This window comes from Paenibacillus sp. MT124, from assembly GCF_058792755.1.
This window is the reverse complement of sequence record NZ_CM179500.1, coordinates 4,016,183-4,031,242: the sequence shown is the minus strand read 5'-3', so window position 1 is coordinate 4,031,242 and position 15,060 is coordinate 4,016,183. Positions and strand designations below refer to the sequence as shown.

Sequence of the window (15,060 nt, the reverse complement as noted above, 5' to 3'; positions counted from 1 at the left end):
TAATAAGGTGGAGTAGAGAGTGAAGAGTATGCTGAAACATAAGGGAGTCAAAGCGGGGATATTCATGATTGTGTTCTATCAGATTGTGATGCTGACCGTTTTCATGTCCGGATATAGCGCGATCCCCAAAAACGTAACGAATCTTACGGTGGCCATCGTTAATGAGGATCAACAATCCGGTACTGAATTTGTTCAGAAGCTGCAAGAGCAGCTCCCGTTCCATATCGTAACCGATGAGTCGCTGGAACAGGCGAAGATGGGTCTGGAAGACCGTGATATTCATATGGTGATACGTATACCTGGTGACTTTACGGAGAAACTGTCTGAACAGAGCGGCAAAGCGCAGCTGGAATATTTGATTAATGAGTCTAACCCAACCACCATTACCAGTTCGATGAAAAGTGCAGCAGCAGAAATTACCGCTCAGATCAGCGCACAGGTTCAGGCTCAAAGCTTCGAAGCGGTATTGAACGGAATGCAGGTTCCTGCGGATCAATCCAAACAGATTGTGGAATCAACCACGGGCAAGGTCTCATCCAATATCGTCATGAGCAACCCGCAGCCTGCCGGTATGCAAAATCAGATGGCACCGATGTTTATCACGATGGCGCTCTATGTTGGAGCTATGATCTATGCCATGCAGAGCGTGGGAGGAATGCAGCAGCTGCGTGCACAAATGGGAAAATGGAAAGCCTTTTTTGCCCTGCGGGGGGCGAACCTGCTCATTTCCCTGATTGCTCCTCTGGTTGGAGTAGGCATCTACTTCATGGTTCAAGGATACGGGGTGGAGGTGTTTCTGAAAATGTGGCTGGTGCACAGTCTGCAATTATTCGTGTCGATTGAGTTTACAAGTATCTTCATCATGCTTCTCGGTCAAGGAGGTATGCTGATCAACATGGTATTCGTGCTTAGTCAATCCATTGCCAACGGTACGTCCATGTCAACCGAAATGATGCCTGGGTATTTCAAATTCGTGAGTCAGATCACGCCGATGTTCTATTCCACGCATTTGGATTACAATATTCTTTTCGGCGGTGGCAGAACGGCCCATTACGCCATTGGATTAGCGCTGGTTGGACTGGTCGCTTTCGTTCTCAATGCAGCGATTCACCTTTTCAAACATGCCAAGCAAACCAATCCGCTGCAAGAGTCTTCACAACAGCCCGCTATCGTATAAAATAAGTAATAAAAGGGCTCAGGCGAATTTGTAAGAAGCTGTGCCCTTGGTAAGAGCAGAATGGGGGCAGTCACATGTCAATTCAAATATTTATTCTTGGTGCTTTAAGTGAAGGGAATTGTTATCCCTATGATATTAAAAAGCAAATAGGCAAACATCTGGATCAGACCGAGGCTAGAATTACGGAAGGGACGATCTATTACAATTTTGAAGTGCTGCATAAGAAGGGTCTAATCGAGAAGATTGAAACGATTCAGAGTGAGAATAGACCAGACAAAACGATGTATGGGATCACCGATCAAGGGCGGCTCGCGCTGGAAGAGAGCATCTATAAAGTGTTTCAGAAATTCACGACCATTCAGTCCCTTTATGCAGCGCTGGTTAATCTGGATAAGGTGGATAATCAGAAGATTGCATACCTTATTGAAGATATCATCGTGAAACAAAGAAAAAAACTCGATTATATTGACGAGCAGAAACCGGAGGAGATCGAGGTAAGTGAGGATTTGATGGATGCTCTGTGGCTGATGAGGGATCATGCTTATCACACGATTGAGAGCAACATTGCATGGTTGGAGAAGCTTCTTCACCATGTTCAGAGCAGAGCGTTAAGGCACTAAGCGCGTTTTACGTCACCGTGCCTGCGAAGAGGTGCGTCAGGTCAGCGACAGTCTGGCTTTGAACGCACCTCTTTTCCTTTAAAGTGCGAAGCAGAATCAGGAGCCTGGATTGAAACATATGGAAAAAACCTATAGAATCTGAACTATGTCGTAAATGAATATTTTGTAATGAGGGAGAGGGAATTTCATGTTCGAACATCTGGTGGTATTTAAATTCAACGATAAAATTACCCCGGCAAAACAGCAGGAATTTGTCTCACAATTGCTCGCCTTACAGGACGAGATTCCTGGGATCATCGATCTGACTGCCGGAATCAATGTAACAGAAGAGACGAATCATATTCAGGGATTCACGCTTGGATTAAGAGTGACGTTTGAAGACCAAGAAGCCTTGCGTGCATATGGTCCGCATCCTGCGCATCAGGCCTTTGTAGCTTCGCTTAACGGATGGGTAGAGAATGTTATTGTAACTGACTTTCCGATCCCTTCGAAATAAGACAGGTCATGTAGGAGAACACTAAGTATGAGTATAAATACCAGAACATATCGTTTGGAAGATTTAAGCGACCTGGAGTACGAAGTTCGAATCGGGAGCGTGTTAGAGAATTCCTATAGAAAGATCATGATTTTGAAATTTATAGGTGTCTACGGGTTTGGCAGTAGCGGCAATTCGGATGCCCGTTATATGAGTGCAATCGGCAAAGCTGTACTGGAAGCATGGAGGCCGGACGGGCTCGTTATTGATCTGTCGGACATGCAGTATGATTGGGGAGATGAGTTGGATCTTGTTTTTGACGTAGGTAGTGAGATCTCCCGGTACCGTCCATTTCCGCTTGCGCTTACCGTTGGACCAAAATCTGAAGAAGCGGTCAGAACACTTCTGCTTGGGGTTGGCAGTAAAGATGGAATCGAATCTGCCGGATGGGTGTTCCGGAGTGTGGAGGAGGGATGGGCCTACATCGCTTCCCAATTAGCCACCTAGAAGCCCTGATACCTCCAATGAAAATGTCCATCATGATTAAAGCGATTGAACAGCAGGCTGGCACATGTGGTGCTGGCTTTTTTCTTTTCTCCTGATATTCAGTAAAAATGTAGTGAGATGTTAAATAATATTACACTCAAAATCAGGTGTTTTGTTTCGTTTGCCCAAAAAGATACGATCTCTTTATCTCCTGTAACAATTCTCGGTCATGTATCATGGAAGTTCTCGAAATAGTTTATATAATGTGAATCAACATAACATGATTATTCAGTGCGATAGGTTGATTCTAATTTCGGGGGCGAGCGCGGATGAACGAAACAAAAAAGATGAGAATTTTTTCACTGGGGATTCAACATGTATTGGCAATGTATGCCGGGGCTATTCTGGTACCTTTACTCGTGGGAAGAGCTTTGAATCTGACTGCAGAGCAGCTGGCATATCTGGTATCCATTGACCTGCTCACATGCGGTATTGCAACGTGGCTGCAGGCTCGGAAGGGAAAGTATCTGGGCATTGGTTTGCCAGCAGTACTCGGTAGTTCATTTGTAGCAGTTACGCCCATGATCGCCATCGGATCTCAGTATGGTATTCCAGCCATTTATGGGTCCATCATAGCAGCCGGTTTATTTATCGTCATCTGTGCCGTATTTTTCAGCAAAATCGTCAAGCTGTTCCCTCCCGTTGTTATTGGTACCGTGGTAACCATTATCGGTCTAGCACTTATTCCTACCGGTATTAAGAATATGGCTGGCGGGGCAAACAGTGAGAACTTCGGAAGCTTGGACAATCTGGCACTTTCTTTCGGAGTACTGCTCTTTATTTTGGTACTGAACCGGTATGCGCGGGGTTTCGTTAAATCTCTTGCCGTCCTGATTGGCATCATCGCAGGAACTCTCATTGCGGCCCTCATGGGAAAAGTGAATTTCTCTCCTGTACAGGAAGCATCATGGTTCCACTTGCCACAACCCTTTTATTTCGGAATGCCAACATTTGAGCTTGGCCCGATTATTACAATGATCATCGTAGGTACTGTCGTGATTATCGAGTCAACGGGTGTGTTTATGGCTTTGAGCAAAATTTGCGATCAGCCCATCAATGAGAAGGATCTGGCTCGCGGTTATCGTGCAGAGGGCTTGGCTTTTGTACTTGGCGGTATATTTAATGCCTTTCCATACAATACATTCGCGCAGAATGTCGGGCTCGTTCAATTGTCCAAGGTGAAAACAACAAATGTCGTGGTTGCAGCCGGAGGCATACTGGTCTTCCTCGGACTCATTCCGAAGGTAGCGGCATTTGCAACCATTATCCCAAGTGCAGTATTAGGCGGTGCGACAGTGGTTCTGTTCGGTATGGTCGTATCCTCTGGAATCAAAATGCTGCAAACCGTCGATTTTGGCAAGCAGTCCAACCTGCTGATCGTCGCTTGTTCGGTTTCGCTCGGGCTTGGTGTCACAGCCGTACCAGACCTGTTTGCCCAGCTGCCACAAAGCATTCGGATCATTGTGAGCGATGGTATTATTACAGGAAGTCTGTCAGCGATTCTGCTTAATATCTTTTTCAATCTTGGTTTCAAAAAGGAAAGCTTGCCTGTTCAGCCTGTAGCGGGGACTCAGGAGGCACATACCTGATTCCATCTTAACTGAATAATAGCGAATTAAACGAGTAAGCCCACATAAAATTCATTGCTGGAAAGAGTGGAAAATATCCTTCTTCCTAAATGAATACCTTGTGGGCTTATTTGGCTGCCCTACACGATGAAAAATGCAAACACCCTACAAATATGCTAAAGTTTCCTTATGAACATATGATATGTTCATCATTTCGAAATTCCATGCGACTACATAAATGAGCATTGGTTCACACAGGCTACATGAATACAAACAGAGGAATTCCTTTGTTGAGGAAAAGGAGTGGAGTGCACATGGAAAAGGATAAGTTAGGCGCAGGCTGGAATTTGGACAATAGTTATGCCCGGCTGCCGCAGACCTTTTATACGAGTCAGGGTGCAGTACCGGTACAGTCACCTGAGCTTGTCATCTTAAATGAAACCCTTGCGGCCAGCCTCGGACTGAATGCTGAAACGCTGAACAGCGAGGAAGGGGCAGCAATCTTTGCAGGCAATGAAATTCCGCCTGGAGCCGAGCCTCTGGCTCAAGCTTACGCAGGCCATCAGTTTGGCAATTTCAACATGCTTGGTGATGGACGGGCATTACTGCTGGGTGAACAGATCACGCCACAGGGCGAGAGGGTGGACATTCAGCTCAAAGGTTCGGGCAGAACGCCATACTCCCGTGGAGGGGATGGTCGGGCGGCGATTGGACCGATGCTGCGTGAATATATTATTAGCGAAGCCATGGAAGCACTGGGTATCCCTACTACGAGAAGTTTGGCGGTAGTAACGACTGGAGAAAGCATTATTCGTGAAACTGAACGGCCGGGTGCCATATTAACCCGAGTGGCCTCCAGTCACATCCGCGTGGCAACCTTTCAGTATGCAGCTAGGTGGGGAACTGTAGAGGAACTGAGAGCACTGGCGGACTATACGCTGGAACGGCATTTTCCTGACATTCCTATAGATCATAGCCGTTATTTGAACTTCCTCCGGGAAGTCATCAAACGACAGGCTTCACTGATCGCCAAATGGCAGAATGTTGGATTTATACACGGCGTCATGAATACGGACAATATGGCCATCAGTGGAGAAACGATAGATTACGGGCCTTGTGCTTTTATGGATGCTTATAATCCGGCTACAGTTTTTAGTTCAATCGATACGCAAGGCCGTTATGCCTACGGCAATCAACCCTATATTGCGGGCTGGAATCTGGCTCGTCTTGCGGAGACATTGCTGCCGCTGCTGCATGATAATGAAGATGTGGCCATACAGATTGCACAGGATGCCATTTCCCAATTTTCGGAGCAGTATCATCAAGAATGGTTATCCGGCATGCGTGCCAAGCTGGGATTATTGACAGAAGAGGACGAAGATGAAACGCTGATGAAAGATCTTCTGGAACTGATGGAAAAGCAATCGGCGGACTTCACGAATACGTTCTTAGCTTTAACTTTTGATAAGTGGGAGAACTCGAATCTGAACGAAGCACCGGAATTTGTGGAATGGAACGAACGCTGGAAAGTTAGACTGGGCCGGCAGTCTGAATCAAAAGAGGCTGTAGAGCAATTGATGAAGAGCAGCAACCCTGCAATCATCCCACGGAATCATAGAGTGGAAGAGGCGCTTGAACGGGCAGAGAATGATGGGGATTATAGCGTAATGAATCAGCTGCTAGCCGTTCTCCGGAAACCTTACGCACATACACCGGAACAGGAAGAATACGCCACATTGCCGGCGACCTGTGATCCATCTTATCGGACATTTTGCGGAACCTGATGGGAGTGCAGATTCAGCATTCAGATTGAACATTTCAGATTAAAAAATACAATCATGAGTTGCAATAGGTACCTTGCGAGTACAAGCAACCTGGTGATCACGAAGAAGCTGCCACCGGCAGCTTTTTCATGATCATGTCATGGGGAATGCAATTTAAATGAATTACAGGTGGTGAGCTGCGATGTCAGATGTTTTAACCAAACAGGAATTAGCAGTCAAGCTGCTTGAACTTTTATCCCTAACAGACTTTGACCAGGAACAGAGCAATACATATGTTAACCGTCTATTGGAGCCTTTCAAATGGGAAGGTGTGCCTTATGTTGAAATGGAAAGTGGAAACTATATCGTCACCATCTATGAACGTGGAATGCCCATGTTGGAGAAAAAGTTGAAGCAGACCGAGATGGTTATCTACTGGCTGCTGGAGGATATTATTTTTACCACGGTGCATGTGGAGATGTTGAAAAAATATGATGTTGATAATATCAATACTCATTTGAAATACACAAGCGAAGTGATACAGGAAATGGATCGCAACGTAACGAACGCTTTTCAGCAATTGGGAGAACCCTATTTGCACTGGCATCAAACCGGTAAACGCCATGAACTGGAGAGCATGCAGCCTAGGGGAAGGGATGAAGGGCATGACTAATCAAGATATTAATGATGTATGGTATGATTATGCGTTGAAGTTTGTAGACAAAAAGAACAAACAAGAACAGGGATGGTCGGGATTCACATCCGAGGAACAGGAGATTGCAGCCCTATGGCTGTTGGAAGTAGACGTATATAACGGTGGGTTCATTCAATTTTTCTGCAATTGGGGAGAAGAAGCATATCTTCATGTTTTGCGGGCATTACATACGATTGGTGCGAACCAGGTGCTGGGCAATATTCAAGAGCAGTATAACTTGATAGAGCATTTAGCGGATGATGAACGGCTTACAGCATTATGGGACATTCCCCGTTTACTCACGACAGAAGAGGAACTAAGGTTGGATACTCTGGATCAGCGATTGTGGGATAACGAGGATCAAATTGCGGAGAAGGCATACACGCATTATCATAGGAAGCTGAATATAGAGGCATAGTATAAAAGATCAGAGTCTCTTTTGCTGTACGGTGAGCAGATTAAATACAGGCTCTTGCAATGGGTTGAACGTTCGGCTATACTGGCTATAATCTAATACATGAATTACGTTGATGGAGCGCAGTAGCGGCTTTGTCCCTGTTACAGAAAGTCAGGGGTTGATGGAACCTGATACATACAAGGGCTGCGAATTACACTCTGGAGTACTTGGGTAATGCCAAGCGGAATGGGCAAACGATATATTGCCAAAAGCGGTGTGGATGATGCGTAAGCATCTGTTCATGCAAGTTGGGTGGTACCACGGTTATGATAATCGTCCCTATGTCTAGTGAAGACAAGGAGACGATTTTTTTGTGTCCAAAAAAGCTGCTCAGATCTGTATTTTTAACCATTAACGTAGTCCATGACTGAAGAACCATTAGAAGAGAAAGGGGTTGTTTGGGTTGAATATTATTGATGAACTTGAATGGCGTGACGCCATAAACCAACAGACGGATGCGGAGGGGCTGCGTGAGCTGACCGAAACCAAGTCGATATCCTTGTACTGTGGGGTTGACCCTACTGGAGACAGTATGCACATCGGTCACCTGATTCCGTTCATGATGCTGAAACGTTTTCAACTAGCGGGACATCGTCCGGTAATCCTGATTGGGGGGGCAACGGGTACAATTGGTGACCCAAGTGGACGTCAATCCGAGCGTTCGCTGCAAACACTGGAACAGGTCCAAGAGAACGTCAATAAGCTGACAGCACAGATGAAAAAATTGTTTGTAACCGAAGGCGACAACCAGGTTCGCATGGTAAACAACTACGACTGGACCCATCAAATTAACGTCATCGAGTTTTTGCGTGATTACGGGAAAAACTTCAATCTTAACACGATGCTGGCTAAAGATGTCGTGGCAAGCAGATTGGAAGGCGGAATCTCGTTCACCGAGTTTTCCTACCAGATCCTGCAGTCTCTGGATTACCATCACCTGTTCCAAAACGAGGATGTGCAGCTGCAAATCGGTGGTTCGGATCAATGGGGCAACATCACGAGCGGTCTGGATCTGATCCGCAAAAAAGAAGGATCTGAAGCAAGAGCATACGGTTTGACGATCCCTCTGATGCTCAAAGCCGATGGTACAAAATTCGGTAAAACCGCGGGCGGTGCAATCTGGTTGGATCCGGACAAAACGACACCATTCGAATTCTACCAGTTCTGGGCGAACACGGATGATCGCGATGTCATCAAATACCTGAAATACTTCACCTTCCTGAGCAAAGAGGAGATTGAAGCTTTGGCTGAAAAGGTAGAGACTGAGCCGCACAAACGTGAAGCGCAGAAGGCACTCGCCGAAGAAATGACAAAATTCGTTCACGGCGAAGAGATGCTGGAGCAAGCTAAACGTATTACCGCAGCACTCTTCAGTGGAGATATTCGCTCCCTGACAGCCGATGAGATCGAGCAGGGCTTCAAGGAAATGCCGACATTTGAAACTGACGGCGAAGCCAAAAACATCGTGGACTGGCTGGTGGATCTGGGCCTTGAGCCATCGAAACGCCAAGCCCGTGAGGATGTCACCAAAGGTGCGATTTCTATGAACGGAGAGAAGATTACAGAGCTGGAATTCACAGTGTCTGCGGAGCATGCGATTGGTGGCAAGTTCATCATTATTCGTAAAGGCAAGAAGAACTACAGCCTTGTGAAATTGAAGTAGGAACGTACCGTATCATGAATATCTAGGGAAGAACAACGTTAGTTTAAATTCCCAGGATATTCATAACTCTTAAGGTAAACAAAAGGGCCGTCTCCACTAATGTCAATGACATTAGGGAGACGGCCCTTTAACAATTCATCCGCAAATAATTGATCTGATTATTGATTCACAATGGCTGTAATCTCTTCGTCCAGATCAAGCCTGACGTTTTCACGGTAAGCCCGGATGTTGTATTCGCTATGCAAGTAGCGCAGGATCGCTTCTATCATGTTGGATTCAACCAAGTATTGACTACGGCCTTGAATCCAGACTTCAGCGGAGTATCCCGTATCTTCTTCCCAGCTCAGTTCAACATTGACATCGGTCGGGCGCACACCTTTGCGTTCAGCCATGTGAAGACAGATTGCATTAACAATCTCATCCATGCTTAGAACCATAACGATTAGTACCGTCCGTTTCTGTTGCGGTCATCATCATCACGATCGTTGCGGCGGTCATAACGACCATCTGCAGCCGGTTTACGGCGATTCGTGATCGCTCTGAAGAGTGCCATTGCCAGCATCACGATCAGCATAATTGCAGCAACGTTGACAAGCAATCCAAGAATGTTTCCGAGGGCTCCCATGCCGCCGAACAATCCGCCGAACAGCATACCTGCCAGACCACCCAGCATCATGCCTTTCATGAATCCACCGCCACCGCCGAAGAATCCCCCACGGTTCGTTGCAGCTGCACCAGTACCCGATTTGTTCGAGTTCGATTGGCTCACATTATTATCGGATTTCTTAGGTGTATTGGTATAACTTTTCGTACCTGACTTGAAACCGCCACCACGTCTTGCATCAGCAGAATCCGGATTTGCTACGCCAACTGTTGCGAACAACAGAGTGAAAGCCATAAAAACCATCATCAGATGTTTAATTCCAAATTTTTTCTTCATTGTAAAGATCGTAACCCCCCGATTAAATTGTGTGATTAGCCCTAAAAATGGGCCTTACTCATGTAATACGGTCAAAAAGCAGGAACGTTTCAAATTTTGTTTAATTTTCCGAAATAATCGGACAAGGGTCCTGAATGGCTGCCTGACCATCGAGCAGCTGCGTCACCCAGTTGCACCATTCCAGGCCGGTCTGGGCATTCATTAATCCCTTTTGAACTAAAATGTAGCTCCCAAATTCCCGGCTGCCTACGCGGAGGTTATCCTGAGGGATGCGGGACTTCAGATCCTCGAAATAACGGATGCGCTCCATAAACCAGTTTTTGCGCTCATTCAGAATGCGTCTCATGCTCCCATCTTCGGCAATGCCGACACACAAAATCCGCAAATTGAACTCGTCACGCGTTACCGGAGCGGTAACAGGAGTGATCATCCATCCGAGCAGCTTCTCAATACCTTTTTCCGTGACTGCATACATTTTTTTGTCCGGTTTGTCAGACTGTTGCACCCAGCGGGAAGATAATAGTTCATCATTTTCCATCTTGGACAGGAGCGGGTAGATCTGACTGTGTTTGGCTTGCCAATGAGGCTGAATTTTCAGCATCAGATCGTAACCAGACGACTCCTCGCGGGTAAGCAGCCCGAGCAATCCGTAGGAAAGTATGTTCATGCACATGTCTCCTTAATATTAGGGCTAGGCCAGTGAAAACAATGGATATTGCCAACAATGACCGCTTTCATAAAAGTGTACACTGAAACTGTATGGTTTGACAACCTGACAGCATAACTGCCTCAATTTAGACAAAAAAAGAGTGCGGACCCTGAGGTCCGCACCCAAAACCATTTAGAGAGATGCCTGTTACTCGTACCCTTCAACTACAAGCTCAAGCTGGCCTGTGGAGGAATCGATAATCATGCCGTGAACGGGTACTCCCTGTGGAAACAGAGGATGATTTTTGATGACTCCTACAGTATGTTTTACCCCTTCATCAACACTGTTAAACCCTCGAAGCCAATTGTTCAAATTGATTCCGGAGTTGTCCAGAGCATTTATGACTTCCTTGGATACGCCGCGGTCAACCATGTGACCAATCATGGTGTCTGCTTGCAAAGATGCCATACCGCACTCGGTGTGACCGACAACAACAACTTCGTCTGCCCCGAGCTCATAGATAGCTACAAGCACGCTTCGCATAACAGAACCGAAAGGTTGAGAGATAATGGCGCCTGCAGTTTTAAGGATTTTAACCTCACCATTCTTCAAATTCATCGCTTTTGGCAGCAGTTCCACCAGACGGGTGTCCATGCATGTGATAATTGCCATTTTTTTAGTTGGAAACTTACCGGCCGTATACTTTTCGTATTCTTTTGTTTCGACAAATGATTTGTTGTACGCCAAAATCTCTTGAATGTTGTTCATGTCCATTGCCTCCTGTTATCCAATACGATGAGCACGGCTGCTTGCATCGGTATGCAGCTTGTCCTAAGCCCTGCCCTTGATTATACCACGGTCAGCAAACGGCACGATATCTTATAAATAAGAATCAAGCCATTTACCTCTGTTAAAAGTTGATTATACGCATTGCAAAAAGTATCATCAATAGGGAGTCTAAACTTTTTTTGGAGAGGTGAACGATAACAATGGAAGAACAAACCCTGAAACATCTGGAATCATTCCTTAATTTGGCCCGCAAAATCAAAAGTTATCACGAAGCCATTGGTTTGCTTCATTGGGATCTGCGCACTGGTGCGCCGAAGAAAGGCGTTCCGACTCGTTCGGAAACCATCGGCATGTTATCTACCGAAGCGTTCAAGCTTCAAACTTCGGCTGAGATGAAAACCTATTTGGACACGCTGACAAAACCAGAGGTGTTGAATCAACTTGAAGATATAAATCGTCGTCTGGTTTTGGATTGCCAGAAGGAATACGACCGGAGCCAATCCGTCCCGCCCGAGAAGGTTCAAGCATATACGGTGCTCACGGCCAAATCGGAAACGGCATGGGAAGATGCCAAGCATAACAGCGATTTTGAAGGCTTTTCTCCGTATTTGACAGAGATCGTGAAACTCAAACAGGAGTTCATCGACTACTGGGGTGTGAAAGACACACGCTATGATACGCTGCTTGATATGTATGAGCCGGATCTGACCGTAGAGAAAGTAGATGCGGTATTTGCCCGGTTGAAAGCACGTTTGGTGCCGCTGCAGGAAAGGATCAATGCTTCCGAAAACAAGCCGAATACGGAGTTCTTAAGCCAGCTGTTTGATAAGGATCAACAGGAAAAATTCAGTTTATTCATTTTGGGACAAATGGGTTATGACTTTGATGCCGGAAGACTGGATGAGAGTGTTCATCCGTTCGCGACAGGACTGAACCCGGGGGATGTGCGAATCACGACGAATTACTTGCAGGATGATGTGACGAGCGCGGTATTCAGTTCTTTGCACGAAGGCGGACACGCGCTATATGAGCAAAATATTGACGAAAGTCTGGCAGGTACCCTTCTGGCTGAAGGAACGTCGATGGGTATTCATGAATCCCAGTCCCGTCTGTGGGAAAATATGATTGGCCGCAGCCGTCCGTTCTGGACTCGCTATTATCAAGACTTGCAGCAGCATTTTCCGCAATTGAGCGATGTGGCTCTGGAAGATTTCTACCGTGCGATCAACCGCGTCGAAAGTTCTCTGATTCGAATTGAAGCAGACGAGCTGACGTATAATCTGCACATTATCATTCGTTATGAGATTGAAAAAATGCTGTTCAATGAGGGACTGGAAGTCAAGGATTTGCCGGAAACCTGGAACGCCAAGTACAAAGAATATTTGGGCATCGTTCCTCCAAACGATGGTGTAGGTGTGCTTCAGGATGTTCACTGGTCCGGTGGCGATTTTGGTTATTTCGCATCGTATTCACTCGGCAATATGTATGCCGCTCAGATTCTACATACGCTGCGCCAGGAACTGCCGGAGTTTGACTCTTATATTGCTGAAGGCAATCTGATACCAATCAAGGAATGGTTAACGGACAAGATTTATCGTTACGGCAAGAGCCGTACTCCATCCGAATTGATTCTCGCTGTGACAGGTGAGGAATTAAACCCGGATTATCTGGCGGACTATCTGGAAGCAAAGTATACCGAGATTTACAAACTGTAGTTGTATAATCACATAACACGAAGCAGGTACTAGAGAGAGCCGGGCATATGCCCGGCTCTTTTTTGGTGTGCAAGTTCTTAACCTTTTGATGGGCAGCGGCATATTCATAGTAGAGAGAAACTGCTGAAACCAGCGAAGGAGGGAAACAGCATGAAATACACGCCCTGGTTCATCCGTGCCATCGTTATATTGCTGATTATCATTGTAGCGCTCACGAGCTGCAACCGAGAGAAAAACGAAGCGAAAATTACGATTGGCGAGGTGACGCGTTCGGTATTTTACGCACCGGAGTATGTAGCCGTAGCTCAAGGTTTTTTTGAAGAAGAGGGACTGGAGGTCGAGATCCAGACAACGGCTGGTGGTGACAAAACGATGGCTGCCTTGCTCGCGGGCTCCGTGGATATTGCCTTGGTCGGAGCAGAGACATCTATCTACGTCTATCAGCAGGGAGCGGAAGATCCGGTCATTAACTTTGCCCAGCTAACCCAGACAGACGGAACATTTTTGTTCGCACGGAGTGCGGAAGGCAGCTTCAATTGGGATCAGCTCAAACAATCTACTTTCCTCGGTCAACGAAAAGGCGGTATGCCGCAAATGGCTGGAGAATTCACGTTGAACAAACACGGCATTGATCCGCAGAATGATCTGGAATTGATCCAAAATGTCGATTTTGCCAACATTGCTTCTGCATTTGCGTCGGGGACCGGAGATTATGTACAGCTGTTTGAACCACAGGCGTCCATCTTTGAACAGGAAGGCCGCGGGAAGGTCGTTGCATCGTTTGGAACGGAGAGTGGACATTTGCCTTATACGGTGTTCATGACAAAACAAAGCTACATCAACGACAACAAGGAAATGGTACAGAAATTTACAAATGGGCTGCACAAAGCACAGGTCTGGGTAGATTCCCATTCGGCTGAAGAGATTGCCGAGGTCATCCTCCCTTACTTTAAAGACATTGATCAATCCATTCTCGTAAGTAGTATTAATCGCTATAAAGAGCAGGGGACGTATGCAACAGATCCGATTATTGATGATGAAGAATGGAACAATCTGCTGGACGTCATGAGTGCGGCTGGAGAACTCGAACAACGGGTGGATTCCAAAGCGATTGTCGATAACACCTATGCGGAACAAGCAACATCTGTGAAATAACCAGGCATTCAGGAAAGGAAGTGATCGCCATGCCTGAATCCGATACGGTGATTAGACTGGAAGGGATTTCGCAAGTGTATGTCAATGAGCGTGAAGCCTCATTGGTCATCGAAGACCTGAGCCTTCAGGTTAAACAAGGCGAATTTGTCAGTCTTGTTGGTCCGAGCGGGTGTGGCAAAACGACATTGTTGTCCATCATCGCCGGGCTGCTCACGCCAACCGCGGGAGAGGTGAATGTTAAAGGGAAACTGGTTGAAGGTCCTTCTGCCCAGATTGGCTATATGTTGCAGCAGGACTATCTGTTTCCATGGCGTACCATTTTGGACAATGCACTGATCGGACTTGAATTGACGGGCAGGCTGGATGAACGGAGTCGTAAACGAACAAGCGAGCTGCTTGCAGAGATGGGCCTTGCTGGAACAGACAATTTGTATCCTTCCGAACTATCTGGGGGCATGAGGCAGCGTGTCGCGCTCGTGCGGACGCTAGCAACCGATCCTTCCTTGCTGCTTCTGGATGAGCCATTCTCTGCACTGGACTACCAGACCAAGCTGCAGCTGGAGGATCTGGTGTCAGATACGCTCAAGGAAACGGGAAAAACCTCGGTGCTGGTCACCCATGACCTGTCCGAAGCGATTGCAGTGAGTGACCGCGTTATTGTGCTGGACCGCAATCCTGGACGAATTCGGAAAGAGTTTATCATTCCGGAAGCCATTCGGAAATCCCAGCCCTTCTACGCAAGGGAACAGGAAGGTTTTAATGAGCTTTTTCAGGCGTTATGGAGCGAACTGGAACAGTCCGGAGGAGGTGAGAAGAACGGGTGAATCAGACGAGAGAGAAGCAGGAAAT

Annotated in this window: 16 protein-coding genes and 1 other annotated feature; of the genes, 12 read left to right on the top strand and 4 right to left on the bottom strand. The window is 46.6% G+C overall.

Going from position 1 to position 15,060, the window contains the following annotated elements; all coding sequences use genetic code 11:
• The first annotated feature begins 28 nt into the window (after positions 1-28).
• From AC3RCI_RS18105 to tyrS, 9 genes are all read left to right on the top strand, one after another.
• The gene (locus tag AC3RCI_RS18105; protein ID WP_492529943.1) at positions 29-1,177 is read left to right on the top strand and encodes a YhgE/Pip domain-containing protein; all 1,149 of its coding nucleotides are present in this window, start codon (positions 29-31) and stop codon (positions 1,175-1,177) included.
• A 74-nt stretch (positions 1,178-1,251) separates the two neighbouring features.
• Positions 1,252-1,797 carry a PadR family transcriptional regulator gene (locus AC3RCI_RS18100; RefSeq protein ID WP_336782015.1) on the top strand — a complete coding sequence of 182 codons (546 nt, stop codon included), beginning with the start codon at positions 1,252-1,254 and terminating at the stop codon, positions 1,795-1,797.
• 187 nt (positions 1,798-1,984) lie between these two features.
• Complete coding sequence (locus AC3RCI_RS18095) at positions 1,985-2,293, top strand: Dabb family protein (protein ID WP_336782014.1); 309 nt, start codon at positions 1,985-1,987, stop codon at positions 2,291-2,293.
• A gap of 27 nt (positions 2,294-2,320) precedes the next feature.
• Positions 2,321-2,779 (top strand): hypothetical protein, encoded by a 459-nt coding sequence (locus AC3RCI_RS18090; protein ID WP_336782013.1) that lies wholly within the window; start codon positions 2,321-2,323, stop codon positions 2,777-2,779.
• A gap of 308 nt (positions 2,780-3,087) precedes the next feature.
• Positions 3,088-4,407: a solute carrier family 23 protein gene (locus tag AC3RCI_RS18085; protein ID WP_154893779.1), complete on the top strand. Its 1,320-nt coding sequence runs from the start codon at positions 3,088-3,090 to the stop codon at positions 4,405-4,407.
• Positions 4,408-4,700: 293 nt separating this feature from the next.
• Positions 4,701-6,170 carry a protein adenylyltransferase SelO gene (locus AC3RCI_RS18080; protein WP_492525843.1) on the top strand — a complete coding sequence of 490 codons (1,470 nt, stop codon included), beginning with the start codon at positions 4,701-4,703 and terminating at the stop codon, positions 6,168-6,170.
• Between the two features lie 181 nt (positions 6,171-6,351).
• Complete coding sequence (locus tag AC3RCI_RS18075; RefSeq protein WP_492525841.1) at positions 6,352-6,822, top strand: Imm63 family immunity protein; 471 nt, start codon at positions 6,352-6,354, stop codon at positions 6,820-6,822.
• Positions 6,815-7,261 (top strand): DMP19 family protein, encoded by a 447-nt coding sequence (locus AC3RCI_RS18070; protein ID WP_336782010.1) that lies wholly within the window; start codon positions 6,815-6,817, stop codon positions 7,259-7,261. Before AC3RCI_RS18075 ends, AC3RCI_RS18070 begins: the two co-directional genes overlap by 8 nt.
• A gap of 100 nt (positions 7,262-7,361) precedes the next feature.
• Positions 7,362-7,584 (top strand) — a binding site (T-box leader).
• A gap of 119 nt (positions 7,585-7,703) precedes the next feature.
• Positions 7,704-8,963 carry a tyrosine--tRNA ligase gene (tyrS, locus tag AC3RCI_RS18065; protein WP_095286666.1) on the top strand — a complete coding sequence of 420 codons (1,260 nt, stop codon included), beginning with the start codon at positions 7,704-7,706 and terminating at the stop codon, positions 8,961-8,963.
• A 158-nt stretch (positions 8,964-9,121) separates the two neighbouring features.
• On the opposite strand, the gene AC3RCI_RS18060 is transcribed toward tyrS, so the two are convergent.
• The 4 genes from AC3RCI_RS18060 to AC3RCI_RS18045 all read right to left on the bottom strand — a co-directional run bounded on the left by AC3RCI_RS18060 (position 9,122) and on the right by AC3RCI_RS18045 (position 11,320).
• Positions 9,122-9,400, bottom strand: a complete 279-nt coding sequence (locus AC3RCI_RS18060; RefSeq protein WP_095286418.1) for a YxcD family protein — start codon at positions 9,398-9,400, stop codon at positions 9,122-9,124.
• 5 nt (positions 9,401-9,405) lie between these two features.
• A complete protein-coding gene (locus tag AC3RCI_RS18055; RefSeq protein WP_095286419.1) occupies positions 9,406-9,903 on the bottom strand; it encodes a hypothetical protein in 498 nt (165 codons plus the stop codon).
• Between the two features lie 100 nt (positions 9,904-10,003).
• Positions 10,004-10,570 carry a PadR family transcriptional regulator gene (locus AC3RCI_RS18050; RefSeq protein WP_095286420.1) on the bottom strand — a complete coding sequence of 189 codons (567 nt, stop codon included), beginning with the start codon at positions 10,568-10,570 and terminating at the stop codon, positions 10,004-10,006.
• 189 nt (positions 10,571-10,759) lie between these two features.
• Positions 10,760-11,320: a beta-class carbonic anhydrase gene (locus AC3RCI_RS18045; protein ID WP_336782007.1), complete on the bottom strand. Its 561-nt coding sequence runs from the start codon at positions 11,318-11,320 to the stop codon at positions 10,760-10,762.
• 221 nt (positions 11,321-11,541) lie between these two features.
• Here AC3RCI_RS18045 and AC3RCI_RS18040 point away from each other — a divergent pair, with 221 nt between their 5' ends.
• The 3 genes from AC3RCI_RS18040 (at position 11,542) to AC3RCI_RS18030 (ending at position 15,035) form a co-directional block, all read left to right on the top strand.
• Positions 11,542-13,056, top strand: coding sequence for a carboxypeptidase M32 (locus AC3RCI_RS18040; protein ID WP_492525839.1), 1,515 nt, complete (start codon positions 11,542-11,544; stop codon positions 13,054-13,056).
• Between the two features lie 150 nt (positions 13,057-13,206).
• Positions 13,207-14,211: an ABC transporter substrate-binding protein gene (locus AC3RCI_RS18035; RefSeq protein ID WP_492525837.1), complete on the top strand. Its 1,005-nt coding sequence runs from the start codon at positions 13,207-13,209 to the stop codon at positions 14,209-14,211.
• A gap of 29 nt (positions 14,212-14,240) precedes the next feature.
• Positions 14,241-15,035, top strand: a complete 795-nt coding sequence (locus AC3RCI_RS18030; protein ID WP_492525836.1) for an ABC transporter ATP-binding protein — start codon at positions 14,241-14,243, stop codon at positions 15,033-15,035.
• The last annotated feature ends 25 nt before the right edge of the window (positions 15,036-15,060 follow it).